At 61.0% G+C, this 23535-nt stretch carries 29 protein-coding genes; 16 read left to right on the top strand and 13 right to left on the bottom strand.

Going from position 1 to position 23535, the window contains the following annotated elements; all coding sequences use genetic code 11:
- Positions 1-27: 27 nt before the first annotated feature.
- From AC1D17_RS16025 to AC1D17_RS16045, 5 genes are all read right to left on the bottom strand, one after another.
- Positions 28-246 (bottom strand): hypothetical protein, encoded by a 219-nt coding sequence (locus AC1D17_RS16025; RefSeq protein WP_477566367.1) that lies wholly within the window; start codon positions 244-246, stop codon positions 28-30.
- Between the two features lie 125 nt (positions 247-371).
- On the bottom strand, positions 372-773 hold the full coding sequence (copM, locus tag AC1D17_RS16030) for a CopM family metallochaperone (protein ID WP_477566368.1): 402 nt from the start codon (positions 771-773) through the stop codon (positions 372-374).
- Positions 774-826: 53 nt separating this feature from the next.
- Positions 827-1192 carry a hypothetical protein gene (locus AC1D17_RS16035; RefSeq protein WP_477566369.1) on the bottom strand — a complete coding sequence of 122 codons (366 nt, stop codon included), beginning with the start codon at positions 1190-1192 and terminating at the stop codon, positions 827-829.
- 76 nt (positions 1193-1268) lie between these two features.
- A complete protein-coding gene (locus AC1D17_RS16040; RefSeq protein WP_477566370.1) occupies positions 1269-1685 on the bottom strand; it encodes a hypothetical protein in 417 nt (138 codons plus the stop codon).
- A complete protein-coding gene (locus AC1D17_RS16045) occupies positions 1670-1816 on the bottom strand; it encodes a hypothetical protein (RefSeq protein ID WP_477566371.1) in 147 nt (48 codons plus the stop codon). Before AC1D17_RS16045 ends, AC1D17_RS16040 begins: the two co-directional genes overlap by 16 nt.
- A 153-nt stretch (positions 1817-1969) precedes the next feature.
- Here AC1D17_RS16045 and AC1D17_RS16050 point away from each other — a divergent pair, with 153 nt between their 5' ends.
- The 5 genes from AC1D17_RS16050 (at position 1970) to hisG (ending at position 6456) form a co-directional block, all read left to right on the top strand.
- Positions 1970-2593, top strand: coding sequence for a helix-turn-helix domain-containing protein (locus AC1D17_RS16050; RefSeq protein ID WP_477566372.1), 624 nt, complete (start codon positions 1970-1972; stop codon positions 2591-2593).
- A 113-nt stretch (positions 2594-2706) separates the two neighbouring features.
- Positions 2707-4230 carry a histidine--tRNA ligase gene (gene hisS / locus AC1D17_RS16055; RefSeq protein WP_477566373.1) on the top strand — a complete coding sequence of 508 codons (1524 nt, stop codon included), beginning with the start codon at positions 2707-2709 and terminating at the stop codon, positions 4228-4230.
- Positions 4231-4235: 5 nt separating this feature from the next.
- Positions 4236-4604, top strand: coding sequence for a VOC family protein (locus tag AC1D17_RS16060; protein ID WP_477566374.1), 369 nt, complete (start codon positions 4236-4238; stop codon positions 4602-4604).
- Positions 4605-4621: 17 nt separating this feature from the next.
- Positions 4622-5761, top strand: coding sequence for an ATP phosphoribosyltransferase regulatory subunit (locus AC1D17_RS16065; RefSeq protein WP_477566375.1), 1140 nt, complete (start codon positions 4622-4624; stop codon positions 5759-5761).
- A complete protein-coding gene (hisG, locus tag AC1D17_RS16070; protein WP_477566376.1) occupies positions 5758-6456 on the top strand; it encodes an ATP phosphoribosyltransferase in 699 nt (232 codons plus the stop codon). The genes AC1D17_RS16065 and hisG overlap by 4 nt, the downstream gene beginning before the upstream one ends.
- 64 nt (positions 6457-6520) lie before the next feature.
- Here hisG and AC1D17_RS16075 read toward each other — a convergent pair whose 3' ends face one another.
- Both AC1D17_RS16075 and AC1D17_RS16080 read right to left on the bottom strand, forming a co-directional pair.
- Positions 6521-6844, bottom strand: coding sequence for a type II toxin-antitoxin system RelE/ParE family toxin (locus AC1D17_RS16075; RefSeq protein ID WP_477566377.1), 324 nt, complete (start codon positions 6842-6844; stop codon positions 6521-6523).
- 6 nt (positions 6845-6850) lie between these two features.
- On the bottom strand, positions 6851-7114 hold the full coding sequence (locus AC1D17_RS16080; RefSeq protein ID WP_477566378.1) for a ribbon-helix-helix domain-containing protein: 264 nt from the start codon (positions 7112-7114) through the stop codon (positions 6851-6853).
- 174 nt (positions 7115-7288) lie between these two features.
- Here AC1D17_RS16080 and AC1D17_RS16085 point away from each other — a divergent pair, with 174 nt between their 5' ends.
- Both AC1D17_RS16085 and AC1D17_RS16090 read left to right on the top strand, forming a co-directional pair.
- Positions 7289-7996: a glutathione binding-like protein gene (locus tag AC1D17_RS16085; RefSeq protein WP_477566379.1), complete on the top strand. Its 708-nt coding sequence runs from the start codon at positions 7289-7291 to the stop codon at positions 7994-7996.
- Between the two features lie 213 nt (positions 7997-8209).
- Positions 8210-9427 (top strand): NAD(P)/FAD-dependent oxidoreductase, encoded by a 1218-nt coding sequence (locus AC1D17_RS16090; protein ID WP_477566380.1) that lies wholly within the window; start codon positions 8210-8212, stop codon positions 9425-9427.
- A gap of 45 nt (positions 9428-9472) precedes the next feature.
- Here the strand turns inward: AC1D17_RS16090 and AC1D17_RS16095 are convergent, their stop codons facing one another.
- The 3 genes from AC1D17_RS16095 to groES form a co-directional block, all read right to left on the bottom strand.
- Positions 9473-9922, bottom strand: a complete 450-nt coding sequence (locus AC1D17_RS16095) for a hypothetical protein (RefSeq protein WP_477566381.1) — start codon at positions 9920-9922, stop codon at positions 9473-9475.
- A gap of 716 nt (positions 9923-10638) precedes the next feature.
- Positions 10639-12282 (bottom strand): chaperonin GroEL, encoded by a 1644-nt coding sequence (gene groL, locus AC1D17_RS16100; RefSeq protein ID WP_264222238.1) that lies wholly within the window; start codon positions 12280-12282, stop codon positions 10639-10641.
- Between the two features lie 68 nt (positions 12283-12350).
- Positions 12351-12647, bottom strand: coding sequence for a co-chaperone GroES (gene groES, locus AC1D17_RS16105; protein ID WP_037124760.1), 297 nt, complete (start codon positions 12645-12647; stop codon positions 12351-12353).
- Positions 12648-12925: 278 nt separating this feature from the next.
- Here groES and AC1D17_RS16110 point away from each other — a divergent pair, with 278 nt between their 5' ends.
- The 4 genes from AC1D17_RS16110 to AC1D17_RS16125 all read left to right on the top strand — a co-directional run bounded on the left by AC1D17_RS16110 (position 12926) and on the right by AC1D17_RS16125 (position 15405).
- Positions 12926-13141 (top strand): hypothetical protein, encoded by a 216-nt coding sequence (locus AC1D17_RS16110; protein WP_477566382.1) that lies wholly within the window; start codon positions 12926-12928, stop codon positions 13139-13141.
- A 123-nt stretch (positions 13142-13264) separates the two neighbouring features.
- Positions 13265-14113 carry a TIGR01459 family HAD-type hydrolase gene (locus AC1D17_RS16115; RefSeq protein ID WP_477566383.1) on the top strand — a complete coding sequence of 283 codons (849 nt, stop codon included), beginning with the start codon at positions 13265-13267 and terminating at the stop codon, positions 14111-14113.
- A 47-nt stretch (positions 14114-14160) separates the two neighbouring features.
- Positions 14161-15153 carry a bifunctional riboflavin kinase/FAD synthetase gene (locus AC1D17_RS16120; protein WP_477566384.1) on the top strand — a complete coding sequence of 331 codons (993 nt, stop codon included), beginning with the start codon at positions 14161-14163 and terminating at the stop codon, positions 15151-15153.
- Between the two features lie 12 nt (positions 15154-15165).
- Positions 15166-15405, top strand: coding sequence for a BrnA antitoxin family protein (locus tag AC1D17_RS16125; RefSeq protein ID WP_477566385.1), 240 nt, complete (start codon positions 15166-15168; stop codon positions 15403-15405).
- A 53-nt stretch (positions 15406-15458) separates the two neighbouring features.
- Here the strand turns inward: AC1D17_RS16125 and AC1D17_RS16130 are convergent, their stop codons facing one another.
- The gene (locus AC1D17_RS16130; protein WP_477566386.1) at positions 15459-15659 is read right to left on the bottom strand and encodes a type II toxin-antitoxin system HicA family toxin; all 201 of its coding nucleotides are present in this window, start codon (positions 15657-15659) and stop codon (positions 15459-15461) included.
- Positions 15656-15907 carry a DUF1902 domain-containing protein gene (locus AC1D17_RS16135; protein WP_477566387.1) on the bottom strand — a complete coding sequence of 84 codons (252 nt, stop codon included), beginning with the start codon at positions 15905-15907 and terminating at the stop codon, positions 15656-15658. The genes AC1D17_RS16130 and AC1D17_RS16135 overlap by 4 nt, the downstream gene beginning before the upstream one ends.
- 343 nt (positions 15908-16250) lie before the next feature.
- Here AC1D17_RS16135 and ileS point away from each other — a divergent pair, with 343 nt between their 5' ends.
- The 3 genes from ileS (at position 16251) to AC1D17_RS16150 (ending at position 20396) form a co-directional block, all read left to right on the top strand.
- Positions 16251-19160 (top strand): isoleucine--tRNA ligase, encoded by a 2910-nt coding sequence (gene ileS / locus AC1D17_RS16140; RefSeq protein WP_477566388.1) that lies wholly within the window; start codon positions 16251-16253, stop codon positions 19158-19160.
- Positions 19161-19295: 135 nt separating this feature from the next.
- Entirely contained in the window at positions 19296-19913 is a 618-nt protein-coding gene (locus AC1D17_RS16145) for a hypothetical protein (protein WP_477566389.1), read from the top strand.
- A 6-nt stretch (positions 19914-19919) separates the two neighbouring features.
- The gene (locus tag AC1D17_RS16150; protein WP_477566390.1) at positions 19920-20396 is read left to right on the top strand and encodes an N-acetyltransferase family protein; all 477 of its coding nucleotides are present in this window, start codon (positions 19920-19922) and stop codon (positions 20394-20396) included.
- Between the two features lie 18 nt (positions 20397-20414).
- Here AC1D17_RS16150 and AC1D17_RS16155 read toward each other — a convergent pair whose 3' ends face one another.
- Positions 20415-20864 (bottom strand): nucleoside deaminase, encoded by a 450-nt coding sequence (locus tag AC1D17_RS16155; RefSeq protein ID WP_477566391.1) that lies wholly within the window; start codon positions 20862-20864, stop codon positions 20415-20417.
- A gap of 76 nt (positions 20865-20940) precedes the next feature.
- On the opposite strand from AC1D17_RS16155, the gene AC1D17_RS16160 reads away from it, so the two are divergent.
- Positions 20941-22959, top strand: a complete 2019-nt coding sequence (locus AC1D17_RS16160) for a pseudouridine synthase (protein WP_477566392.1) — start codon at positions 20941-20943, stop codon at positions 22957-22959.
- A 6-nt stretch (positions 22960-22965) separates the two neighbouring features.
- The gene (rsmD, locus tag AC1D17_RS16165; protein ID WP_264222225.1) at positions 22966-23526 is read left to right on the top strand and encodes a 16S rRNA (guanine(966)-N(2))-methyltransferase RsmD; all 561 of its coding nucleotides are present in this window, start codon (positions 22966-22968) and stop codon (positions 23524-23526) included.
- The last annotated feature ends 9 nt before the right edge of the window (positions 23527-23535 follow it).

A 23535-nucleotide genomic window follows, 5' to 3' on the forward strand; every position in this document is an offset into this window, starting at 1 on the left:
ATCCGTCGGGATCAGGACGGGGTCGTCCTAAAACAGATCGTCGCCGGGCATACCGTGCAGCCGGGTGGTCGGCCGGTTGTTCTGGTAGAGCAGTCCGAGGCCGAAGATGACCAGCATGGCGCCGATGACCAGCCACTCCTTGTCGCCGGACATGGCCATGCCGGGAATGATGTTGGAGCCTTGCAGCATCCACAGGCCGCCCAGCAAGATGATGACGATGCCTGCGATATTCTTGAATACCTTCATGACGTCCTCCAAACTCCTGCTGAAATTATGTGCCCAAGGCGGTCTGCGGTCAACGCCGGTGAAAAGGACGGCTGGGCAGATGCCGGAGACAGGCTCCGGCATCGCATTTCATTGGAACAAAGGGATCAGCCGCCGTTTTTTGCCAGCCAGTCCGTCATCGTCTTGATCTCCGCTTCCTGGGCCGAAATGATGCCCTCGGCCAGTTTGCGCAGCCCGGCATCCTTGCCGTATTCAAGCTCGATCTTCGCCATGTCGATCGCCCCCTGGTGATGGGCGATCATGCCGCGCACGAAATCGGCATCGGCATTGCCGGTAAAGGTAATGTCCATGCCGCCGTGCATCTTGGCATTGGCTTCGGCAAAGGCCTTGCTCGAGGCGCTTGTGTCGCCCTTCGGCTGCGCCGTGCCTTCCATCGCCCCGTGGTCCATCTTGCTGTGGTCCATCTCCTGGGCAGCCAATGGGGCCGCAAGCGAAGTGGTGAAGGCAACGGCCAGCAGTGTCGCAGTCGTGATCATTCTCAGAGACATCGTGTGCTCTCTTTCGTTTCTAGAGTCACAATCGACGGGCTTTCGGCCCGCGTTCAGGAAAACGAGAGAAAGATCTTGGGAGGCGGGAAACGGGGCTTGAGCGTGGTCGCCAGCATCGGCTTTTGCGGTGAGGGAAGGACGGTGCCTGCAGGAAGCGCGGCCCGGTCGAGACCGTGTGCATCGAGAACGACGGCGAAACAGGCAGCGCAGAGCAGCGGGTGGACTGTGCCGGGATGCTGATTGCAGGATTTCGCCGCCTTGCAATCCATATGGGCATCCGCGCGCATGCCATGGCCGGCCGGCGCGCCGGCGTGATGCGTTACTGCCATTCCGCCCAGATCCTGCACGCGGGCAAGCGAGGCCGTCCAGCCGCTGATCAGCGCGCAAAAAACAGCAAGGGCGAGAAGGGTGATCCGCATGCGGCAAACATAGGGGCTGCGACTGCCAAAGAAAAGATGCGCCTTGCCGGATAGTGAACAGCAGGTGTCCTGCGTTTCAATATCCCGGAGGGGAGAAAGCAAAGACGCCCTGCATCCGGCCGGTGGCCGCTGCGCCATCGATCGTCGATGTGCCGATGCAACAGAGCCGCCCGGCAGAACCGTCTTCATGGGTGATGATCGTGCAGTAATAGAAGGACGATGCCGCGGATGTCGCCTCTTCCAGGATGTTGAGCACGATCTTGCGGTGACCGTCCCCGTAGTCGCGGATGATATCGAGCAGGCCGCAGGTGCCCTGTTCCAATGCGTGAATGCGCTGTGCCGTTCTGCCGATCGAAAAGATGCCCGTCGACAGATCGCAGTTCCAGCCTTCGATGACGTAGCCCTGCTCGACCAGTTCGGCGACCCATTCTTCGTGGGCGCGCGCGTCTTCGGGCAGAATCGTTCCGAAGCCGGGTTTCACGAATTTGAGCATGCTGTTTCGCTTTCGATGTCCGCCCGCGCCGCGGTATTTTCAAGTCTGAGACGCTTTTTGCCTGCGGTTTTTTCGTCGCGCTGAAAAAGCGCTTTACCGGCATTCAGAAAAGCGTTGATCTGATCTTTCACCGCGGCGTTGCAGTCAGCAGAAAATCGTCCTCAAGGTTTTGAAAATAGTCGATAACTACCAGTTTCGAAACGGCCGCAATTGATCATTGACTCTCCCTCTAGCTTATTAAATTTCAGTAATGCAACCAATGATTTCAGGAAAGGCCGGTTAAAATGTTGGAGACCCAGAGTGAACTCATCCGGCAATTGCGAGGCTACCGGCTGAAGGCCGGGCTGACGCAGGGCGATATCGCCTGGAAACTTGGCTTTTCGCTGCCAACCGTCTCCCGCTGGGAGCGCGGTATCTGCGCACCCGACCTGCGCGCCATCGGCGCCATCGTCGATTTCTTGCGACGCGCTGACGCACATACGGAAAAAATCCTGCTGCGGTCCATCCAGTCGGCCAGGGACAGCCGCAATCTTTGGGAAGGCGAAGATATCCGCTATCTCGCCGGTTCGCGCCAGGAGTTTGCCGAGACGCCTCTGATGCGGGCGATGGTCGGCAAAAGCATCCGCCGCTACATGACCGGGCTGTATCATGATTTCATCGAGGATCAGGCCATCGTTTCGAGCCTGAAATCCGGCGAACTTGCCAGCATCGATTTCTACAGCGGGGCGGCCATGTCGGTCACCAGCATTCCCGATGGCTTCGTTCAGTTCAAGCGGATGAGCTTCCAGTCGGAGTTGAAGGGCGTCATTCGCGGCGACACGCATTCGATCCTCATTCCGCAGGCGCAAGCACCGATGACGGAGGGTACGGTCGTTCATACCTGGGATACGCTGTCACGGCCGCTTTAACACTGCAGGGCTATGGGTTGGTCCAAACCGTTGAAAGGCTTGCCGCCCTTGCCCTGATCGGATAGGGAAAGCGCCGAAACTATTGACCGATCGACGCTGAAAGTGCTGCTGCCATGAACGACAAAAAGAAGAAGCCACAAAAGCTGAAAGCCCGCCTGCCGCGCGGTTTCGTCGATCGTTCTGCCGCCGATATCCGCGCCGTCGATGAGATGACGGCGAAGATCCGCGAAGTCTATGAGCGGTACGGCTTCGATCCGGTCGAAACGCCGCTGTTTGAATATACCGACGCGCTCGGCAAGTTCCTGCCCGACAGCGACCGCCCGAACGAGGGCGTCTTCTCGCTGCAGGATGATGACGAGCAGTGGATGAGCGCCCGCTACGACCTGACGGCGCCGCTCGCCCGCCATGTCGCTGAAAATTTCAACGATATCCAGTTGCCCTACCGCACCTACCGCGCAGGCTACGTTTTCCGCAACGAAAAGCCCGGTCCCGGCCGCTTCCGCCAGTTCATGCAGTTCGACGCCGATACGGTCGGCGCCGCCGGCGTCCAGGCGGATGCCGAAATGTGCATGATGATGGCCGACACGATGGAAGCGCTTGGTATTGCGCGCGGCGACTACGTGATCCGGGTGAATAACCGCAAGGTTCTGGATGGCGTGCTGGAAGCGATCGGGCTTGGCGGCGATGACAACGCCAATGCGCGGCTGACGGTTCTCAGAGCCATCGACAAGCTCGACAAGTTCGGTCCGGAAGGCGTGAAGCTTCTGCTCGGTCCCGGCCGCAAGGACGAGAGCGGCGATTTCACCAAGGGCGCAGGGCTTAATGAAGATCAGATCGCCAAGGTCATTTTCTTCATCGGTATCACCGACTACGCAGCCAGTGCCGCTGACCTTGCCGCACTCGTCGCCGGAACGTCGAAGGGGGCCGAGGGCGTGGAAGAGCTGAACCTGATCGGCAGCCTCGTCACAAGTGCTGGCTACGGCCCAGGACGCATCAAGATCGACCCGTCCGTCGTCCGCGGTCTCGAATACTACACCGGCCCGGTCTTCGAAGCCGAACTGCAGTTCGCCGTCACCAACGAAAAGGGCGAAAAGGTTGTCTTCGGCTCGGTCGGCGGTGGAGGCCGTTACGATGGTCTCGTCTCGCGCTTCATGGGCCAGCCGGTACCGGCTACCGGTTTCTCGATCGGCGTCTCGCGCCTGATGACGGCGCTGAAGAACCTCGGCAAGCTCGGCATGGAAGAAGTCATTGCCCCCGTCGTCGTCTGCGTCATGGACCGCGACACGGAAAGCCTCGGCAAATACCAGCAGTTCACGCAACAGCTTCGCCATGCCGGCATCCGCGCCGAAATGTATCAGGGCAACAAGAAGAACTTTGGCGACCAGCTGAAATATGCCGACCGCCGCGGCTCGCCGCTCGCCATCATCCAGGGCGGCGACGAGCGGGCGCAGGGCCTCGTGCAGATCAAGGACCTGATCGAAGGCAAGCGCCTGTCGGGCGAGATCGAGGACAACACCACCTGGCGCGAAGCCCGCGTGGCGCAGGTTTCGGTGCCGGAAGGCGACCTCGTCGCCAGGGTGCGCGAGATGCTGGCTGAGCAGGCCGAGGATCGGGCACGCGCCTCCAGTCAGGGCTGAGAGAGATGACATTGCTGGGCCTCGATCATATCCAGCTCGCCATGCCTGCCGGTGGAGAAGGTCAGGCCCGCGCCTTCTATTCCGGTCTGCTCGGTATCCCGGAACGGGAAAAACCTGCCAATCTAGCCAAGCGTGGCGGCTGCTGGTTTGAGGCGGCCGCACTGAAGGTACATCTGGGCGTTGAGCCGGATTTTCGCCCTGCGCTGAAGGCTCATCCGGCGTTTCTGGTCGATGATGTCGCTATTCTGGCGAAAAACCTAAAGACGGCGGGCTGCCGGGTTGTTGAAGATGAGCCGCTGGAAGGATATGAGCGGGTCTATGTTTTTGATCCGTTCGGCAACCGCATCGAACTGATCCAATCTTTGGCGCCTTGAAGGAAAACTGCCGGTTCATGCCCCTGATCAACCTTCCAGCCTTTGCCCCCGATCTGCTGTCCGATTTCGAGCGGCTTGGAACGCTGCGCGTCGATACGCCGGTGATCCAGCCGGCCGAGCCGTTTCTCGATATGGCCGGCGAAGACCTGCGCCGCCGCATCTTCATGACCGAAAGCGAGACCGGCAGGAGCCTGTGCCTGCGCCCGGAATTCACCATTCCCGTCTGCCTGCGCCATATCGAGACCGCCACCGGCACGCCGCAGCGTTATTCCTATCTCGGTGAAATCTTCCGCCAGCGGCGGGAAGGGGCCAACGAATTCTATCAGGCCGGTATCGAGGATCTCGGCGAGACGGATGTGGCGGGTGCCGACGCGCGAGCCATCGGCGATGCCATCGCGATCCTTTCCGCGCGCCTGCCGGGCAAAAAGCTTGATGTGACGCTCGGCGACCAATCGGTATTTGAAGCCGTGGTTGCCGCCTGCGGCCTGCCTGCCGGCTGGCAGAAGCGCCTGATCCATGCCTTCGGCAATCCCAACCAGATCGATGCCCTGTTGACGCGGCTGTCGAGCCCGCAGCCGGTCACGGGGCTGAGCGCCGAGATCGAGGCGCTGCTTGTCTCCGGCGACGATGCGACGCTGATTGCCCATCTCGATGAGACAATGGAGGCGACCGGCTATTCCACCAATGCCAGCCGCAGCCCGAAGGAAATCGCAGCCCGACTGAAGGAAAAGCGTGCCCTGGAAAAGACCGCGCTCGATGGCCGCACGCTTGCCGTTCTGCGCGAGTTCCTGTCTTTGAACATGCCGCTTGCCGATGCGCCGGCGGTGCTGTTCCAGTTTGCGGAAAAATCCGGCCTGACGCTCGATGGCGCCCTGTCGCGGTTCGATGCGCGCGTCGCAGCGCTTGGCAATGCCGGCGTTGACGCCAAACGGCTCACCTACCGCGCCGCCTTTGGCCGTCCGCTCGACTATTATACCGGCATGGTCTTCGAGATCGTCATCGAGGGGTCTTCGGCGGTTCTCGCCGGTGGCGGCCGCTTCGACCGGCTGATGACGCTGCTGGGCGCAAAGGAACGCATTCCGGCCGTCGGCTTCGCGCTCTGGCTCGACCGGATGGAGCAGGCGCTGACGCAGCCACAAGGGGAGGCGGCCCAATGACCATCACCATCGCGCTACCGTCCAAGGGCCGGATGAAGGACGATGCCTCCGCCATCTTCGAAAAAGCGGGCCTGAAGATCGTCGCCGTCGGCAACGAGCGCTCCTATYGCGGCCGTGTCGAAGGTCTTGACGATGTTGAGATCGCCTTCCTGTCGGCGTCGGAAATTTCCCGCGAGATCGGCAGCGGCTCGATCGATTTCGGCGTCACCGGCGAAGACCTGATCCGCGAAGGACTGTCGGAAGCCGATGCCCGCGTCGAATTCTGCGCCCGGCTCGGCTTTGGCCATGCCGATGTCGTCGTCGCCGTGCCGGAAATCTGGCTCGATGTCGATACCATGGCCGATTTGGGCGATGTTGCCGCCGATTTCCGCGCCCGTCATGGCCGCAGGCTGGCGATCGCCACCAAATACTGGCGCCTGACCCAGCAGTTTTTTTCAGCCCAGCACGGCATCCAGCTCTACCGCATCGTCGAAAGCCTCGGCGCCACCGAAGGCGCCCCCGCCTCGGGCTCTGCCGATATCATCGTCGATATCACCTCGACCGGCTCGACGCTGAAAGCCAACCATCTGAAGATCCTGTCGGATGGCATCATGCTGCGGTCGCAGGCCTGCCTGGTGCGGGCGCGCAAGGCCGAGCATGCGGGCGATCCGCTGGTGGCAAAGATTATCGCGGCGGTGCAAGGGGCTGTCGCCTAGCCTTGGTGGCCGAGGGACAGGTCGGGCCGCTCGTCATGCTTGAAACATGCTGTCGCGGGTGGGGTTATTCATCCTTCAATGTTTGACGCAGCAGGGCGGCGTAATCGCGACGGCCAGAGAAAATATTGGTGATCCATACAGTCTGATCGCGAACGACGTAGAGAATAACGGCCTTTCGCTCGAAGGGGACAATCCGGATACCCGGACCGAGATCGTTCCTGGAAATGCCGCCAAAGGGTGCATCTCCAATTTTCTCGCAGCGTTCGAAAATACGATCGGTGAAGCGAGCTGCAGTCACCGCATCGAAACTTGTCTCGAGTATGTAGCTGAAGAGCCCCTCGATATCGTCCACGGCATCGGCGTGATACTCAACCGGAAAGCGCTGCATTTCCCGTCAACTCTGGTGTTTCGTATAAAGCGCGTTGAGCCGCGCCCGCACGTCCTCGCCAGATAAGCTCGGTCGAGGGTCTTCGAGAGAATGCCGGACACGCGCGCGAAGTCCCGTGAGACGCTCTTCATGTTCCTGTTCCTGCCGCAGCCATGTCCGCATCGCTTCGCGTATGACCTCGCTGGTCGAGGCGTGGGAGCCAGCTTCGACGCGGCTTTTGATGGCATCGACCATTTCGGAGGGAAGCGTAATGCTCAATTTTTCAACCATGAGATACCTCCGGAATTCGTTCGATGAAAGAGTAGGATAAAATGCTACCGTTCGCAATCTGTCGCTCGCTGACGTTCGATCCGTTTCAAAGCCGCGCTCAAAATTTCAGACAGACGCCCTGATAATTTGCGCACGACCGTCTTATATCCGAACTCCCACCTCAAGGAGTTCCTCATGGCCGATCTCAGTGCTTTCCCGATCACCACCCGCTGGCCCGCCAAAAATCCCGACATCATCCAGCTTTACTCGCTGCCGACGCCAAACGGCGTCAAGGTTTCCATCGCGCTTGAGGAGCTCGGACTGGCCTATGAGCCGCACCTGATTTCCTTCGGTACCAACGATCAGAAGTCGCCGGAATTCATCTCGCTCAATCCCAATGGCCGCATTCCCGCGATCATCGATCCCAATGGCCCGGACGGCAAGCCGATTGGCCTGTTCGAATCCGGCGCCATCCTTGTCTATCTCGCCGAAAAGACCGGCAAGCTTATTCCAGCCGATGCTGCCGGGCGCTACGAGACACTCGCATGGGTGATGTTCCAGATGGGCGGCGTCGGGCCGATGCTTGGCCAGTTCGGCCATTTCTTCAAATTCGCCGCCGACAAAGTCGCCAACAATTCCTATCCGATGGAGCGTTACCGCGATGAGTCCAAGCGCCTTCTGAGCGTTTTGGAGGCGCGCCTTCAGGGCCGTCAATGGCTGATGGGCGACCAATATACCATCGCCGATATCGCCACCTTCCCCTGGATCGAGGGCGCCCGCAAGTTTTACGGCGGCGCCGATGTTCTGGAATATGCAAGCTTCCCGAATGTTATGGCCTGGGTCGATCGCGGCCTTGCCCGTCCGGCCGTGCAAAGGGGCATGGAAATCCCCAGGCGCGACTGATCCTACCTAGAGTACAGGACAAAGGCCCCTCATCCGCCCTGTCGGGCACCTTCTCCCCGTTTTGACGGGGAGAAGGGATGACGGGGCAATCCAGCACAGACATTCGCCGTATCGTGCCGATCCCGCCATTCCCTCGATTAGCCCATGTTGACTGGGCTTGGGCGGACAGGCTACGTCTGGGGGAAAGAAGCATTCTCGACGGGTGGAACAAACGTGGCAGGTAGACTTGTTGTTGTCGGAGGCGGCCAGGCCGCCTTTGCTTTGGTAGCAAAACTGCGGGCCTTGAAGGATGAGCGCCCGATCACCATCGTCGCGTCGGAAGCAAGCCACCCTTATCAGCGGCCGCCTCTCTCGAAGAAATACCTGCTGCGCGAAATGGACCTCGACCGCCTGCTCTACCGGCCGGAAAGCTGGTACGGCGAGCACAATATCGATATCCGCCTCTCGACCTCGGTGACGGCGATCGATCGCGCTGCAAAGACGGTCACTCTCAGCGACGGCTCAACGCTTGACTATGATGTGCTCGCGCTTGCCACCGGCTCGACGCCGCGAAAGCTGCCGGCCAGCGTCGGCGGCGATCTCGATGGCGTTTTCGTCGTGCGCGATTTCACCGATGCCGACAGCCTTGCCGATGAAATGAAGCCCGGAAAACATGCACTGATCATCGGCGGCGGCTATATCGGCCTGGAAGCGGCAGCCGTAGCGCGCTCAAGCGGGCTTGACGTGACCGTCATCGAGATGGCCGACCGCATCCTGCAGCGTGTCGCTTCGGTTGCGACCTCCTATCTCGTCAAGGACATCCACACGTCGCGCGGTGTCGATATCCGCGAGGGCACCGGCCTTGTCCGGCTCATCGGAACGGACGGCCGGGTGACGGCCGCGGAACTGACCGACGGCTCGACCATTCCGGTCGATCTGGTGATTGTCGGTATTGGCGTGACCGCCAACGATGCGCTGGCGCAGGCTGCCGGCCTGGAGGTTGCCAATGGCATCGTCGTCGATCGTTTCGGCCGGACCTCGGATCCCGCCATCCATGCCATGGGCGATTGCGCCGTGCTGCCATGGAAAAACATGCGCGTCCGACTGGAATCGGTGCAGAACGCCGTCGATCAGGCCGAGGCGGTGGCAGCGCTCCTGGCCGGCGGCGAGGCGCCCTATGAGCCCAAACCCTGGTTCTGGTCGGATCAGTACGACGTCAAGCTGCAGATCGCCGGCTTTGGCCTCGGTCACGACGAGACGGTGGTGCGCAAGGGACAGCGCGAAGGCAGCGTCTCTGTGTGGTATTTCACAGGCGGCAAGCTGATTGCCGTCGATGCGCTCAATGACGCCAAGGCCTATGTCACCGGCAAGAAGCTCATCGATCTCGGCCTGACGCCGGATCGCACCAGCCTTGAAGACCCGCAGACCGACCTGAAGACACTTCTGCCGTAGCGGCTAATACCAAGTCTCTATCGTCGAGACTTGGTGTAGGCCTCGCTATTGATGCTGGGTGAAAACGCGCGCCCGTGCTTCCAGCTGGAAGCGGGGAAAGAAGAACACGCCGAGGATCGAGCCCGAATAGCGCTGTTCCAGGCCGATGGATTCACCGACGCAGAAAACCGGCTGTTTCTGGCCGGACGGCAGAATGATCGTGGTCGAGAAGCAGAAGGACGAGGAGGCCGTTGCTGCCTGCTCGAAAAGGGCCAGTACATGATTGCGGTCGGCGCTGTCATAGCAGCGCACCAGATTGAGCAGGCCGCATTCCCCCTGATCGAGGCCGTGCATCGCAGCAGCCCTTTCACCGAGATGGAACAGGCCGTTCGACAGATCGCCCGACCAGCCTTCGGAAAAACAGAATTGATCGAGCGGATCCAGCCCGCTTTCGCCACGGGCAAAGGAATCCGCGCCGGGCGGCTGTGAAAGGCCTGCGGTTGCAATTTTAAACAAGGCGGACCCCGGCAAATTCACAAAATCCGAAATTCATTCGTCTGTTCCCGTAAGTGTTCACAAGAAACAATTTCCATTTCACAACAGACTGGACGGCGCGGCAAATTATGACGGGGCGGCGTGGTTCGCTGCAAAAAATAGAAAGCTCAATTTTCAGGGTCTTGGGCGCGTATATCCGCAAGACAAAACAAATTGCATGCGTGGAAAATCTATAGGCTTTTGTGCGCTGGAATCAAAAGGACGTTGGCTAAGCAGTTGATACCGAAAAATTGCGCTGTTTTTATTGGCAATTTATCCGGGTTCCTGATCCCTGTGAATCTGTGGTTCACTTGGGGCGTTGTTATAATTGCTTTTTCTCCCGCTTCAATGGGCTTTTGAGAAATATTTTGTGATCCAAGATTAATATTGCCGATTGCAGCGGCCTGCGGCCGGCACAATCAGAGCATGATCTTCAATGTCCGGCCATGAGCCAGCCGCAGGCTGTTGGCGGAACGTCCTCCCACCACAACACAGGCACTAAAAAAGGGCAGACCTTGCGGCCTGCCCTTTCCCAATCCGGAAACCCGGAAAGCTATATGCTCGTCATTGGTAATAAGGCAGACGCCTTATCACATCATGCCGCCCATGCCGCCACTTCAGCGCGCTTGGCGCGCTGAAGCACTTTGGATCATGGGCGAAGCTATATGGCCGTCATTCGTAATAAGGCAGACGCCTTATCACATCATGCCGCCCATGCCGCCCATGCCGCCCATGTCCGGCATGCCGCCGCCAGCCGATTCCTTCTTCGGAAGCTCGGCGATCATGGCTTCCGTGGTGATCAGCAGCGAAGCAACCGAAGCTGCGTTCTGCAGAGCCGTGCGGACAACCTTGACCGGATCGACGATACCCATGGCGATCATGTCGCCGAATTCGCCGGTCTGGGCGTTGTAGCCGAAGTTGTCGGTGTTGCTTTCGAGGATCTTGCCAACGATGATCGAGCCTTCGTCGCCTGCGTTTTCAGCGATCTGGCGAACCAGCGACTGAAGTGCCTTGCGGATGATGCTGATACCGGCGGTCTGATCGTCGTTTGCGCCCTTGAGGTCGAGAACGATCGAGGCACGCAGCAGAGCCGTACCACCACCAGGAACGATACCTTCCTGAACGGCAGCGCGCGTTGCGTTCAGCGCGTCGTCGATACGGTCCTTCTTTTCCTTGACTTCGATTTCAGTCGCACCGCCGACGCGGATGACGGCAACGCCGCCAGCGAGCTTGGCAAGACGTTCCTGCAGTTTCTCGCGGTCGTAGTCGGACGTGGTTTCTTCGATCTGACCCTTGATCTGGGCAACGCGGCCTTCGATCTCGGCCTTCTTGCCATGACCGTCGACGATCGTGGTGTTTTCCTTGGTGATCGAAACCTTCTTCGCACGGCCGAGCATTTCGAGCGTGACGTTTTCCAGCTTGATGCCGATATCTTCGGAGATGACCTGGCCACCGGTCAGGATGGCGATGTCTTCGAGCATGGCCTTGCGGCGATCGCCGAAGCCCGGAGCCTTGACGGCAGCAATCTTCAGGCCGCCACGCAGCTTGTTGACAACGAGGGTCGCAAGCGCTTCGCCTTCGACGTCTTCCGAGATGATCAGGAGCGGCTTGCCGGTCTGAACGACGGCTTCGAGAACCGGGAGCATGGCCTGCAGGTTGGAGAGCTTCTTCTCATGGAGAAGGATGTAGGCGTCTTCCAGCTCGGCAACCATCTTTTCCGGGTTGGTCACGAAGTAAGGCGACAGGTAGCCGCGGTCGAACTGCATGCCTTCGACGACTTCGAGTTCGGTGTCTGCGGTCTTGGCTTCTTCAACCGTGATGACGCCTTCATTGCCGACCTTCTGCATCGCGTCAGCGATGTACTGGCCGATTTCCTTTTCGCCGTTGGCGGAGATCGTGCCGACCTGGGCCACTTCTTCCGAAGTGTTGATCTTCTTGGCCTTCGCAACGATGTCCTTGACGATGGCGGCGACTGCGAGGTCGATACCGCGCTTCAGGTCCATCGGGTTCATGCCGGCTGCAACGGCCTTGCCGCCTTCGCGAACGATAGCCTGGGCGAGAACGGTTGCCGTCGTGGTGCCGTCGCCGGCGATGTCGTTGGTCTTCGAAGCAACTTCGCGGACCATCTGGGCGCCCATGTTTTCGAACTTGTCTTCGAGTTCGATTTCCTTGGCGACGGAAACGCCGTCCTTGGTGATGCGCGGTGCGCCGAACGACTTGTCGATGATGACGTTACGGCCCTTAGGACCCAGCGTTACCTTCACTGCGTCTGCGAGGATGTCGACGCCGCGCAGCATCTTTTCGCGCGCGGTACGGCCGAACTTAATTTCTTTGGCTGCCATGTTAAAAACTCCCGGGCTGATGCCCAATTGGTTTTATGGAAAGTGGAAAAGGTAGGAACCGGCTCAGATCAGCCGATAACGCCCATGATGTCGGCTTCCTTCATGATCAGAAGGTCTTCGCCGTTGAGCTTGACTTCGGTGCCCGACCACTTGCCGAACAGAACGCGGTCGCCAGCCTTGACGTCGAGAGCGATGAGAGCGCCCTTGTCGTCACGGGTGCCGGTGCCGACAGCGACGATTTCGCCTTCCTGCGGCTTTTCCTTGGCGGTATCCGGAATGATGATGCCGCCCTTGGTCTTTGCTTCAGACTCGACACGGCGTACGACGACGCGGTCATGCAGCGGGCGGAAATTGGTGCTTGTCATTGTCTAATCCCTCGATCAAATGACTTCACGGATCGTCTCTGCGATCCGCTGGATGGATGTTAGCACTCCTATTGCTTGAGTGCTAGCGGCTTGCAGATAGGGGTGGCCGCCGATTGAGTCAAGGACAGGCCGGCAAGATTTCTTTGCGGCCGGAAAATGGCTGATTTGGTTTCCGTTGTTTCCGTTTTTTTCGTCTAGTTCGCCGATGGGGTCTGCGAATGCCCCACGAGGCATGATGCCATCACGTCGCGTCCAGTCCCTCGAAAAGGACGTAAATCATGGCCTCGTATAACACTATCTCTACGGAAAACCTCGGGGTGGGCCGCTTTGTGGCAGGACCGGTTTCCATGCCTTTGCCGGTCTGGCAGACCTTCCAGCTGCCACCATTCTGGCTGGCGCTTCTGGCAGCCTTCGCGCTCTCTCGCTTCAAGCGTGGCGTCGTGACAACCGTTGCCATCCGCGCGGCCGCCGGTTGGCTGATCCGCAGCTTTTAGCGGTTTCGCCGAATTCTGCGCCGGAAACCTTGGAATTCAGCCGCCATTTTCCGGATGGAGACTTGTGTTTTTAACGCCTGCCTGCGATGTCACCCCGACCATTTTTTTCTGCGGGAAGCCAGCATGGCCGTTCGGATCAACAGTTTTCGCGACATTGCAAGCCGTTATGATGTCGTTCTGTGCGATGTCTGGGGCGTGCTGCACAATGGGGTCGAGGCTTTCAAGGGGGCTTGCGAGGCGCTGACTGAAGCGCGCGCCAAGGGGCTGACCGTCGTTCTCATCACCAATTCGCCGCGCCCGCATCCCGGCGTCATCGTCCAGATCCGCGGCCTTGGCGTGCCGGACAGCGCCTATGACCGTATCGTCACTTCCGGCGATGTCACCCGTGCGCTGATCTCTGCCGGCCCGAAGAAGATCTATTTCATCGGCGCCGAAAAGGATCTGCCGCTGCTTGAGGGCCTGGGCGTCAGCATGGTCTCGTCCGAGGAAGCCGAAATCGTTGTCTGCGCCGGCTTTTTCGACGACGAAACCGAGACTGCCGACGACTATCGCGCAACGCTTTCCGGTCTCGCCAAGCGCAAGGTGCCGTTCATCTGCGCCAATCCGGATCTGGTCGTCGAGCGCGGCCACAAGCTGATCCCCTGCGCCGGCGCGATCGCCAAGGTCTATGAGGAACTCGGCGGCGAAACCCGGATTTCGGGAAAACCCTATGTACCGATCTATCGCGCGTCGCTGTCGGAAGCCAAGGCCGTTCGCGGCGGGCTCGACCTGTCGCGGGTGATCGCGGTCGGCGACGGCATGCCGACGGATGTCAGGGGCGCCCAGGATTTCGGTCTCGATGTGCTTTATATTAGCGCTGGCATCCACGCGGCCGAATATATGGTGGTTGAGAAGACCGACGAAGCCAAGCTGACGGCATTCCTGAAAAACGAGGGTGCCACGCCGAAATGGTGGATGCCGAGACTGGCGTGACGGATTGGGCTTGATCGACCTGCACTAGAGAAGACTGGCTAACGGATATGACGGTTTTTCATCGCAACGAGACCCGCGAACCTCTGCCACAGGCGCTACGCGGCGGTGTCATCGCCATCGGCAATTTCGATGGCGTGCATCGCGGCCATCAGTCCGTGCTCAACCGGGCATTGGAAGAAGCGCGGGCGCGCGGCGTTCCGGCCCTGGTTCTGACATTCGAGCCGCACCCGCGCAGCGTCTTTCGTCCGGACCAGCCGGTCTTCCGCCTGACGCCGGCGCCGCTGAAGGCGCGTATCCTCGAAGGCATGGGCTTTTCTGCCGTCATCGAATATCCGTTCGACCGCACCTTCTCGCAGTTGTCCGCCTCCGACTTCATCCGCTCCGTGCTGATGGACTGGCTTTATGCCAGCCACGTGGTCACCGGTTTCGATTTCCATTTCGGCAAGGGCAGGGAAGGCGGCCCGGCCTTCCTGATGGCGGCCGGCGGCGAAAACGGCTTTGGCGTGACGCTGGTCGATGCGTTCCGCGACGAAAACGCTTCGGTAATCTCCTCCAGCCATATCCGCGGGTTGCTGGGCGAGGGCGATGTGTCCCAGGCCGCCGGAATGCTCGGATATCGCTATACGGTGGAATCGGATGTGATCGGCGGCAAGAAGCTCGGTCGCACATTGGGCTATCCCACCGCCAACATGCAGCTTCCGCCGGAAGTCGAGCTCAGGAACGGCATTTACGCCGTGCGCTTCCGCCGCGCCGATGGCAGCATCCATGACGGCGTCGCCAGCTTCGGCAAGCGCCCGACGGTCGATAGTGATGGCATTGCCCTGCTGGAAACCTTCGTCTTCGATTTTTCCGGCGACCTCTACGGCGAAATCTGTTCCGTCTCCTTCTTCGGGCACCTGCGTGACGAGCTGAAGTTCGACGGCCTCGACCCGCTGGTGGTGCAGATGAAGCAAGACGAGGCGGAAGCCCGGGCATTGCTATCCGGCGTCAAGCCGCTCAGTGTGATCGACAGCAAGATTGCTTTCGATGTAACCCCTTAAAGGATGACCCCGATGGCCACCACGCCCCGCCGGCCCGTTAGCGCCATGGACGCCGCTGAAGCCCTGTTCAAGCCGGTCAAGAAGCAGGCGGCACCTGCCGTCGAGAAACGCGCACTGCCGGAAACCAAGGAGCTTGTGTCGATCAAGCTCGACAGCGCCGTTCTGCACTATTTCCAGGATGACGGCCCCGGTTGGCAGGACCGCATCAACGACGCGCTGCGCGCCGCGATACTGGCAAACCCGAAGGGCTGAGGAACTGCAGCTACCCTGATGCGATTAGCAAGGCTTGCTCCCTGAAGATGGGATCAAAGCTTGCGGTCAGAGCCCACTGTCTTGAGGATGGCGTTCGCGGTATGACGGCTTTTCAAGTTTCGCGGAACGAGCACCATCTTACCGGTTTCGCGCGACTGCCATTTTTCGTGCGAGCCCTTCGCATTCGTCAGGTATTCATAGCCGAGAGAAACAAGGATATCGCAGACGATCCTGTAGTAGCCTTGCACCATCATGCCGCCGCTGGGACCTCCGGTCTCTGCCAGAGAATGGCTGGAATGAGGTCACGCAACGGTGTGTCGGCGAGGTCGGGCAGGCTCATGTGGTTGGCGACGATCAGGTCGATCGCGGTATCGAAAATGATCTCTTCGAATTCGTCGACTGTGCCGGCTTCGATATGGAAGCCTTCGATATCGCTTTCCGAATAAAAGACCTTCGCTTCCGGGTCCCAAACTGCTTTTACAAAAAATGTCCGTTTGACCATCTGCTGCTCCCGCATCGAACCTGCCATGGGTAACGCGCTACCGGACCCAATATCATATAATGCGCTGAAAATTGCGTTCCATCACCACGCAGTACATCGTTCTTTGAAACTTTGCCGTTGTCATCTTCCTTTTCGCACAAAAACCGCTTAAACAACCCGCCACCATGACCCGATATCGTCGATTGATACGTGATCAGCGAATTATTGGCCCGGCCTTCCCAGCGCTTTGATAGCCGCCGGAAGGTCCGGGTTTTCGGTGCTTCCCTGAGGCGCCCTCCGTTATCCCTTATGATATCCCGTTCGCATGCGCGGCGACACGCGCCCAGATATGATTGCTGAAACCATGACCGATACCGCCGAAAAGCTAGACTATTCCAAGACCCTCTCTCTGCCGGAAACCGAATTCCCGATGCGCGCCGGCCTGCCGCAGAAGGAGCCGGAGACCGTTGCCCGCTGGCAGCAGATGGGCCTCTACAAGAAGCTGCGCGCTTCCGCCGCCGGCCGCGAAAAATTCGTCCTGCATGACGGCCCGCCCTATGCCAACGGCAATATCCATATCGGCCATGCGCTGAACAAGATCCTGAAAGACATCATCACCCGCTCGTTCCAGATGCGCGGCTTTGATGCGAATTATGTCCCGGGCTGGGATTGCCATGGCCTGCCGATCGAATGGAAGATCGAGGAAGCCTATCGCGCCAAGGGCAAGAACAAGGACGAGGTCCCGGTCAACGAATTCCGCCAGGAATGCCGCGACTTCGCCGCTGACTGGATCAAGATCCAGTCGGCAGAGTTCAAGCGCCTGGGCATCGAGGGCGACTTCGACAATCCCTATACGACCATGGCCTTCCACTCTGAGGCCCGCATTGCCGGCGAACTTTTGAAGATCGCCAAGTCCGGCCAGCTCTATCGCGGCTCCAAGCCGATCATGTGGTCGGTCGTCGAGCGCACGGCACTGGCGGAAGCCGAGGTCGAGTATCAGGATGTCGAGAGCGACATGATCTGGGTGAAATTCCCGGTTGTCGAGGGGCCGGAGAGCCTGAAGGATGCCTTCGTCGTCATCTGGACGACGACGCCCTGGACCATTCCGGGCAACCGCGCCATCGCCTATTCGTCGCGCTACCCTTACGGCCTCTTCGAAGTGACGGCCGCCGAAAACGACTTCGGTCCGCAACCAGGCGAAAAGCTGATCTTCTCCACCCGCCTTGCCGGCGAATGCGCCGCGAGAGCCAAGGTGACGCTCAATCTGGTGCGTGGCCTTGAGGAAGGCGAGTTGTCCAGCATCACCTGCGCTCACCCGCTGCACGGTCTCGGCGGCGGCTACCACTTCCAGGTTCCGTTGCTCGACGGCGAACATGTCACCGACGATACCGGTACCGGCTTTGTCCATACCGCTCCCAGCCACGGCCGCGAGGACTTCGATGCCTGGATGGACAATGCCCGGGCACTCGAAGCGCGCGGCATCTCCTCGACGATCCCGTTCCCTGTTGACGACGCCGGTTTCTACACCACCGATGCGCCCGGCTTCGGCCCTGACGCCGAAGGCGGCGCCGCCCGCGTCATCGATGACACGGGCAAGAAGGGTGATGCCAACGACCGCGTCATCAAGGCGCTGATCGCCCGCCACACGCTGTTTGCCCGCGGCCGCCTGAAGCATACCTATCCGCATTCGTGGCGCTCGAAGAAGCCGGTGATCTTCCGCAACACGCCGCAATGGTTCGTCTATATGGACAAGGACCTTGCCGATGGCACGACGCTGCGCTCGCGGGCGCTTTCGGCCATCGACGAGACCCGCTTCGTGCCGGCCGCCGGCCAGAACCGCCTGCGTGCGATGATCGAAAACCGTCCCGACTGGGTGCTGTCGCGCCAGCGCGCCTGGGGCGTGCCGATCGCCGTGTTTGCCGACGTCGAGGGCGAAGTGCTGATCGACGAAGCCGTCAACACCCGCATCCTCGAGGCTTTCGAGGCCGAAGGCGCGGATGCATGGTTCGCCGAGGGCGCCAAGGACCGTTTCCTTGGCAAAGATCATGACCATGCCAAGTGGACGCAGGTCATGGATATCCTCGATGTCTGGTTTGACAGTGGCTGTACGCACACCTTCACACTGGAAGATCGCCCGGACCTGAAATGGCCGGCCGATGTCTATCTGGAAGGCTCCGATCAGCATCGCGGCTGGTTCCATTCGTCGCTGCTCGAAAGCTGCGCGACGCGTGGCCGTGCGCCCTACAATGCCGTTGTGACGCATGGCTTCACCATGGACGAGAAGGGCGAGAAGCAGTCGAAGTCCAAGGGGAATGTCGTTGCCCCGCAGGACGTGATGAAGGAATCGGGCGCCGATATCCTGCGCCTCTGGGTCGCCACCACCGACTACTGGGAAGACCAGCGTCTCGGCAAGGCGATCATCCAGACCAATATCGACAGCTATCGCAAGCTCAGGAACACCATCCGCTGGATGCTCGGCACGCTGGCGCATGACAGGCAAGAGGATATCGCCTTTGCCGATATGCCTGAACTCGAACGCCTGATGCTGCATCGCCTCTGCGAACTCGATCAGCTCGTGCGCGAAGGCTACGACGCCTTCGATTTCAAGCGGATCGCCCGTGCCCTGATCGACTTCTCGAACATCGAGCTGTCGGCCTTCTATTTCGACATCCGCAAGGACGCGCTCTATTGCGACGCGCCGTCGAGCCTGCGCCGCCGCGCCTCGCTCGCGGTCATCCGCAAGCTGTTCGATTGCCTCGTCACCTGGCTTGCCCCGGTTCTGCCGTTCACCACGGAAGAAGCCTGGCTGTCGCGTGATCCGTCGGCGGTTTCCGTGCATCTGGAGCAGTTCCCGCTCGTGCCGGCCGAATGGCGCGACGAGGCTTTGGCCGAGAAGTGGAAGAAGGTCCGCGAGGTGCGCCGTGCCGTCACGGGTGCGCTTGAGGTCGAGCGCCGCGACAAGCGCATCGGCTCCTCGCTCGAGGCAGCTCCGGTCGTGCACGTCGCCGATGCCGGCCTGCTGAAGGCGTTGGAAGGCCAGGACTTCGCTGAAATCTGCATCACCTCGGGCGTCACTATCGTCGAGGGCAAGGGGCCTGAGGGCGCTTTCCGGCTTGATGACCTGTCGACAGTCAGTGTCGAGCCGGCGCTGGCCCAAGGCGTCAAATGCGCCCGGTCCTGGCGCATCACATCCGATGTCGGCAGCGATGCGGCGTTCCCCGACGTGTCCGCCCGCGATGCGGCGGCACTGCGCGAGCTCGGCTACGCTTCTTAAGGGATTGTTTACCGGGTGAATTGCCTATTTGCGGCTCATCCGGTAAACCTGCCTGAAAATCGGCGGATTTATCCGTCATGGGCGCAGCAATGCCGCTCAAATATCGATCGTGCCGGCACCGCTGGAAGGGTTTTCATGGGAATGACGCGAGAGTTTCGACTGTATGCCGGCCTGTTCGGCATTGTAACCGGCAGCCTCATTCTGACCGGCTGCATCGGCGGCCCGACCTACGGCACGGACAAGACGGCGGGCGAACATCTGGTCGATGACCTCGGCAGCGCGGTTAGCATTTCCCAGGCCAATCCCAACAACGTCAAGTATCAGCCGCGTCCCGGACTGGTGCTGCCGCCGTCAAGCGAGACGGCGCAGCTGGTTCAACCGCAGCAGAACCTGGCCACCAAGGACAATCCGCAGTGGATCGAATCGCCGGAAGATACGCGCCAGCGTCTGCGCGAGGAAGCCGACGCCAATGCCGATAATCCCAACTATGTTTCGCCGCTGGCCAAGTCGAGCGCCAATGGCCGCAAGCTGACGACGGCCGAACAGACGCAGGCCTATCGCGAAGCCCGCAAGATCCAGATGGGCGCCTATGCCGACAAGCGCCGGTTCCTCAGCGACCCGCCGCTCGAATACCGCAAGCTGCCGGAAGAAGCGACGGCGGATCTGGGCGAGCCGGAGCAGGTCAAGGAACGCCGCCGCAAGAAGGAAGCCGCGATCAAGGGCAGCGGCAAGAAATGGTACCAGATCTACTGATGCTCGATGTTTGAGATTAGCAAGGCTACCCCCAAGGACGCAGAGACCATCCTGCGCTTCATCACCGAACTGGCCATCTATGAGAAGGCCGGACACGAGGTCGAGGCGACCGTTCAGACGGTCACCCTATCGCTGTTTGGCCAAAATTCCGTTTCCGAGGCGGCAATTTGCGAGCGTGACGGCGTGCCGGTCGGCTTTGCTGTCTGGTTCTTCAGCTATTCGACGTGGCAGGCGCGCAACGGGCTTTACCTGGAAGACCTGTATATCACGCCGGACCAGCGCGGATCGGGCGCCGGGCGCCTGATGCTGCGGTATTTGGCGCGGATTGCAGTCGAAAAGGGATGCGGCCGTTTCGAATGGAGCGTTCTCGACTGGAACGAGCCGGCGATCAAGGCCTATGAGGCAATCGGCGCAGAGCCTCTGACCGAATGGACGCGTTACCGTCTGTCGGGAACAGCGCTTGAGACCTTTGCCGCCGGTTGAGGCATTTCGGCCTGGCGCTCAGCGCTTGGCGTGAAAGAAATCCTTGAGAATTGCGGCCGCACTCTGGCCGGAGAGGCCCGAATAGACATCGGGCGCGTGATGGCAGGTCGGCTGATTGAAAAAGCGCACGCCGTTGTCGACGCCGCCGCCCTTGGGATCTTCGGCCCCGTAGTATAGCCGGCGCAGGCGGGCAAACGAGATGGCCGCCGCGCACATGGTGCAAGGTTCAAGTGTCACGTAGAGGTCGGCGCCGTTCAGCCGCTCTGCCCCGATGGCGCTCGATGCCGCGCGGATCACTTCGATCTCCGCATGCGCGGTCACGTCGTTGAGTTCGCGCGTGCGGTTTCCGGCGCTGACGATGACCTCGCCGTTGACAACAAGGACCGCACCGACAGGCACTTCGCCGCGGGCGGCTGCCATTCTGGCTTCTTCCAAGGCCAAATCCATAAAGCGGCTCGTTTCAGCCATCGTTGAGACCCGTGATAATTTCTCTTAACCCAAGGGCTTTGACCTGATAGGACAGCCCAAAAGGCAGGCAACACAAATGACATTCAAAGACAAGCCCCAGCGGCCTGGCGGCAAACCCGCACGGTCCGACAAGAAGCCCTTTACCGGCGCGCGCAAGACCGCTGCCGGTCATTCGGGCGAAGGTAGCGAAACGGAAAAGCCGCGCAAGCCACGGCCGGCGGCGGCCGAAACCGTCGGCGCCGATGTGCCGCAGCGCATTTCCAAGATCATGGCGCGCGCAGGCGTCGCCTCGCGCCGCGATATCGAGCGCATGATCATGGAAGGCCGTGTCTCGCTCAACGGCAAGCTGCTCGACAGCCCGGTCGTCAATGCGACGCTCGCCGATCATATCGAAGTGGACGGCCAGCCGATCCGCGGCATCGAGCGCACCCGCCTCTGGCTCTATCACAAGCCGTCCGGCCTGGTGACCACCAATTCCGATCCGGAAGGCCGTCCGACCGTTTTCGACAACCTGCCGGAAGATCTGCCGCGCGTCCTGTCCATCGGCCGTCTCGACATCAATACCGAAGGCCTGCTGCTCCTGACCAATGACGGCGGTCTGGCGCGCGTTCTCGAACTGCCTGCCACCGGCTGGCTGCGCCGCTACCGGGTCCGCGCGCACGGATCAATCGACCAGGCGGCGCTCGACAAGCTGAAGGACGGCATCGCCGTCGACGGCGTGCTCTACGGCGCCATCGATGCGACGCTCGACAAGGTTCAGGGCTCCAACGTCTGGATCACCATGGGCCTGCGCGAAGGGAAGAACCGCGAAATCAAGAACGTCATGGGCGCGCTCGGCCTCGACGTGAACCGGCTGATCCGCATTTCCTATGGCCCGTTCCAGCTTGGCGAGCTGCCGGAAGGTCATGCCCAGGAAATCCGCGGCCGCACGCTGCGTGACCAGCTCGGTCCGCGCCTGATCGAGGACGCCAAGGCGAATTTCGATGCGCCGATCTTCGATGCCGCAGCAGCCGAAGAGGAAAAGCCGCAGAAGAACGAATGGGCGGCTGGAAAGCCGGAAGCCCGCGAGCGCGGCGCGTTCAAGGAAAAGGCCGGCGACAAGCGCGAGCGCGCGCTGTCGCGCCTGGATACCCGGCGTGACGACCGCAGCGGCGGCCGTTCCGAGAGGAGTGACCGTGGCGGACGCGATGCGCCGGCTGCGAAATTTGATGAGCCGAAGCGGGAACCGGGTTTCCGGGCCCGCAAGGCCAATGTCTGGATGGCGCCCGGCGCCAAGCCCTTGCCGGAAAAGAAGTCGAAGGACGCGCAAGCGGCCGACGTCGCAGAAAAGCCCGTGCGCCGCGAGCGCCCGGAAGGCGCGCCGGCGAGCAAGCGCTACGGCCGCACCAAGGATGGCCTGGCGGCGAAGTCCAACAAGAAGTTCGATCCCGATCGCAAGAAGGCCTCCGTCTACGATCGTCCCGATCGCGGCCCACGCGTGATCGTCACGCGTGACGCAGACGATAACGACTGGATCCGCGCCACCGAAGAGCCGAGCCGCGACGAAGGCCGGGGTGGCGACCGCAGGCGTTCCGGCGGCGACGATCGTGGTGGCCGCAGCTTCGGCGACCGCGCGCCGCGTGGTGACCGTCCTCAAGGTGATCGCCCGCCGCGCCGCGAAGGTGGCGACAAGCCGTTTGGTGATCGCAAGCCGCGTGCCGAAGGCGCCCGTTCGTTCTCCGACCGGCCAAGAAGCGACCGGCCTGCCAGTGACCGCCCACGAGGCGACCGCCCGCAAGGTGACCGTCCCCGCAAGCCTTTTGGCGAAAAGTCGTTCTCGCGTGAGGATGGCGACCGCAAGCCGCGTGATTTCGGTGATCGTCCGCCACGGGGAGATCGTCCCCAGGGTGACCGTCCGCCACGTCGTGACGGTGACCGCCCGTTCGGCGGCAAGCCTTCAGGCGACCGGCCTGCTGGCGGAAAGTCGTTCGGCGGCAAACCGGGTGGTGCAAAACCGTTCGGTGCGAAAACCGGTGGTCCTCGCAAGCCCGGTGGCGGAAAGCCTTCCGGTGGCCGCCCTGCCGGCGGCGGCAAGCCACGTGGACGCGGGAACTAAGCGCCGGTGCGGATCGTCGGTGGCGAGTTTCGCGGGCGCGGGCTCGCAACGCCCAATTCCAACGACATCCGGCCGACAACGGACCGGACGCGCGAAAGCCTGTTCAACATCCTGAGCCATTCCTATCCGGAAGCGCTGGACAATGCGCGGGTTCTCGATCTTTTCGCCGGGACCGGCGCCGTCGGGCTTGAAGCCCTGTCGCGCGGTTGCCGTCAGGCCCTGTTCGTTGAAATGGGCGCCGAGGGCAGGGGCCTGCTGCGCACCAATATCGAAGCGTTCGGCCTGACCGGCCGGGCGCGCGTCTTCCGCCGCGACGCGACCGATCTCGGTCCGGCCGGTACCGTCGAGCCGTTCCATTTCCTCTTTGCCGACCCGCCCTACGGCAAGGGCCTTGGAGAGAAAGCGCTTGCCTCGGCTGCCAATGGTGGCTGGCTGGTGCCGGGAGCGCTTGCGGTTCTCGAAGAGCGGGCCGATGTGCATCCCGTGCTGCAGGCTGGGTTCGATTTCGTCGACGACCGCCTGTTCGGCGAAACAAGGATGCATTTCTACCGTTACCGCGCCGCGTGATACCGGAAA

This window comes from Pararhizobium sp. P1_E7 (genome assembly GCF_056405855.1).

What these genes read in the sequence shown, in the direction of transcription:
- AC1D17_RS16120 (WP_477566384.1), top strand. Translation starts at nt 14,161, where the DNA reads ATGACGGTTTTTCATCGCAACGAGACCCGCGAACCTCTGCCACAGGCG.
- AC1D17_RS16040 (WP_477566370.1), bottom strand. Translation starts at nt 1,685, where the DNA reads ATGCTCAAATTCGTGAAACCCGGCTTCGGAACGATTCTGCCCGAAGAC.
- AC1D17_RS16115 (WP_477566383.1), top strand. Translation starts at nt 13,265, where the DNA reads ATGGCCGTTCGGATCAACAGTTTTCGCGACATTGCAAGCCGTTATGAT.
- groL (WP_264222238.1), bottom strand. Translation starts at nt 12,282, where the DNA reads ATGGCAGCCAAAGAAATTAAGTTCGGCCGTACCGCGCGCGAAAAGATG.
- AC1D17_RS16060 (WP_477566374.1), top strand. Translation starts at nt 4,236, where the DNA reads ATGACATTGCTGGGCCTCGATCATATCCAGCTCGCCATGCCTGCCGGT.
- groES (WP_037124760.1), bottom strand. Translation starts at nt 12,647, where the DNA reads ATGACAAGCACCAATTTCCGCCCGCTGCATGACCGCGTCGTCGTACGC.
- AC1D17_RS16110 (WP_477566382.1), top strand. Translation starts at nt 12,926, where the DNA reads ATGGCCTCGTATAACACTATCTCTACGGAAAACCTCGGGGTGGGCCGC.
- copM (WP_477566368.1), bottom strand. Translation starts at nt 773, where the DNA reads ATGTCTCTGAGAATGATCACGACTGCGACACTGCTGGCCGTTGCCTTC.
- ileS (WP_477566388.1), top strand. Translation starts at nt 16,251, where the DNA reads ATGACCGATACCGCCGAAAAGCTAGACTATTCCAAGACCCTCTCTCTG.
- AC1D17_RS16065 (WP_477566375.1), top strand. Translation starts at nt 4,622, where the DNA reads ATGCCCCTGATCAACCTTCCAGCCTTTGCCCCCGATCTGCTGTCCGAT.
- AC1D17_RS16130 (WP_477566386.1), bottom strand. Translation starts at nt 15,659, where the DNA reads ATGATGGTGCAAGGCTACTACAGGATCGTCTGCGATATCCTTGTTTCT.
- AC1D17_RS16160 (WP_477566392.1), top strand. Translation starts at nt 20,941, where the DNA reads ATGACATTCAAAGACAAGCCCCAGCGGCCTGGCGGCAAACCCGCACGG.
- AC1D17_RS16145 (WP_477566389.1), top strand. Translation starts at nt 19,296, where the DNA reads ATGGGAATGACGCGAGAGTTTCGACTGTATGCCGGCCTGTTCGGCATT.
- AC1D17_RS16135 (WP_477566387.1), bottom strand. Translation starts at nt 15,907, where the DNA reads ATGGTCAAACGGACATTTTTTGTAAAAGCAGTTTGGGACCCGGAAGCG.
- hisS (WP_477566373.1), top strand. Translation starts at nt 2,707, where the DNA reads ATGAACGACAAAAAGAAGAAGCCACAAAAGCTGAAAGCCCGCCTGCCG.
- AC1D17_RS16085 (WP_477566379.1), top strand. Translation starts at nt 7,289, where the DNA reads ATGGCCGATCTCAGTGCTTTCCCGATCACCACCCGCTGGCCCGCCAAA.
- AC1D17_RS16155 (WP_477566391.1), bottom strand. Translation starts at nt 20,864, where the DNA reads ATGGCTGAAACGAGCCGCTTTATGGATTTGGCCTTGGAAGAAGCCAGA.
- AC1D17_RS16075 (WP_477566377.1), bottom strand. Translation starts at nt 6,844, where the DNA reads ATGCAGCGCTTTCCGGTTGAGTATCACGCCGATGCCGTGGACGATATC.
- AC1D17_RS16035 (WP_477566369.1), bottom strand. Translation starts at nt 1,192, where the DNA reads ATGCGGATCACCCTTCTCGCCCTTGCTGTTTTTTGCGCGCTGATCAGC.
- AC1D17_RS16025 (WP_477566367.1), bottom strand. Translation starts at nt 246, where the DNA reads ATGAAGGTATTCAAGAATATCGCAGGCATCGTCATCATCTTGCTGGGC.
- AC1D17_RS16050 (WP_477566372.1), top strand. Translation starts at nt 1,970, where the DNA reads ATGTTGGAGACCCAGAGTGAACTCATCCGGCAATTGCGAGGCTACCGG.
- AC1D17_RS16125 (WP_477566385.1), top strand. Translation starts at nt 15,166, where the DNA reads ATGGCCACCACGCCCCGCCGGCCCGTTAGCGCCATGGACGCCGCTGAA.
- AC1D17_RS16150 (WP_477566390.1), top strand. Translation starts at nt 19,920, where the DNA reads ATGTTTGAGATTAGCAAGGCTACCCCCAAGGACGCAGAGACCATCCTG.
- AC1D17_RS16080 (WP_477566378.1), bottom strand. Translation starts at nt 7,114, where the DNA reads ATGGTTGAAAAATTGAGCATTACGCTTCCCTCCGAAATGGTCGATGCC.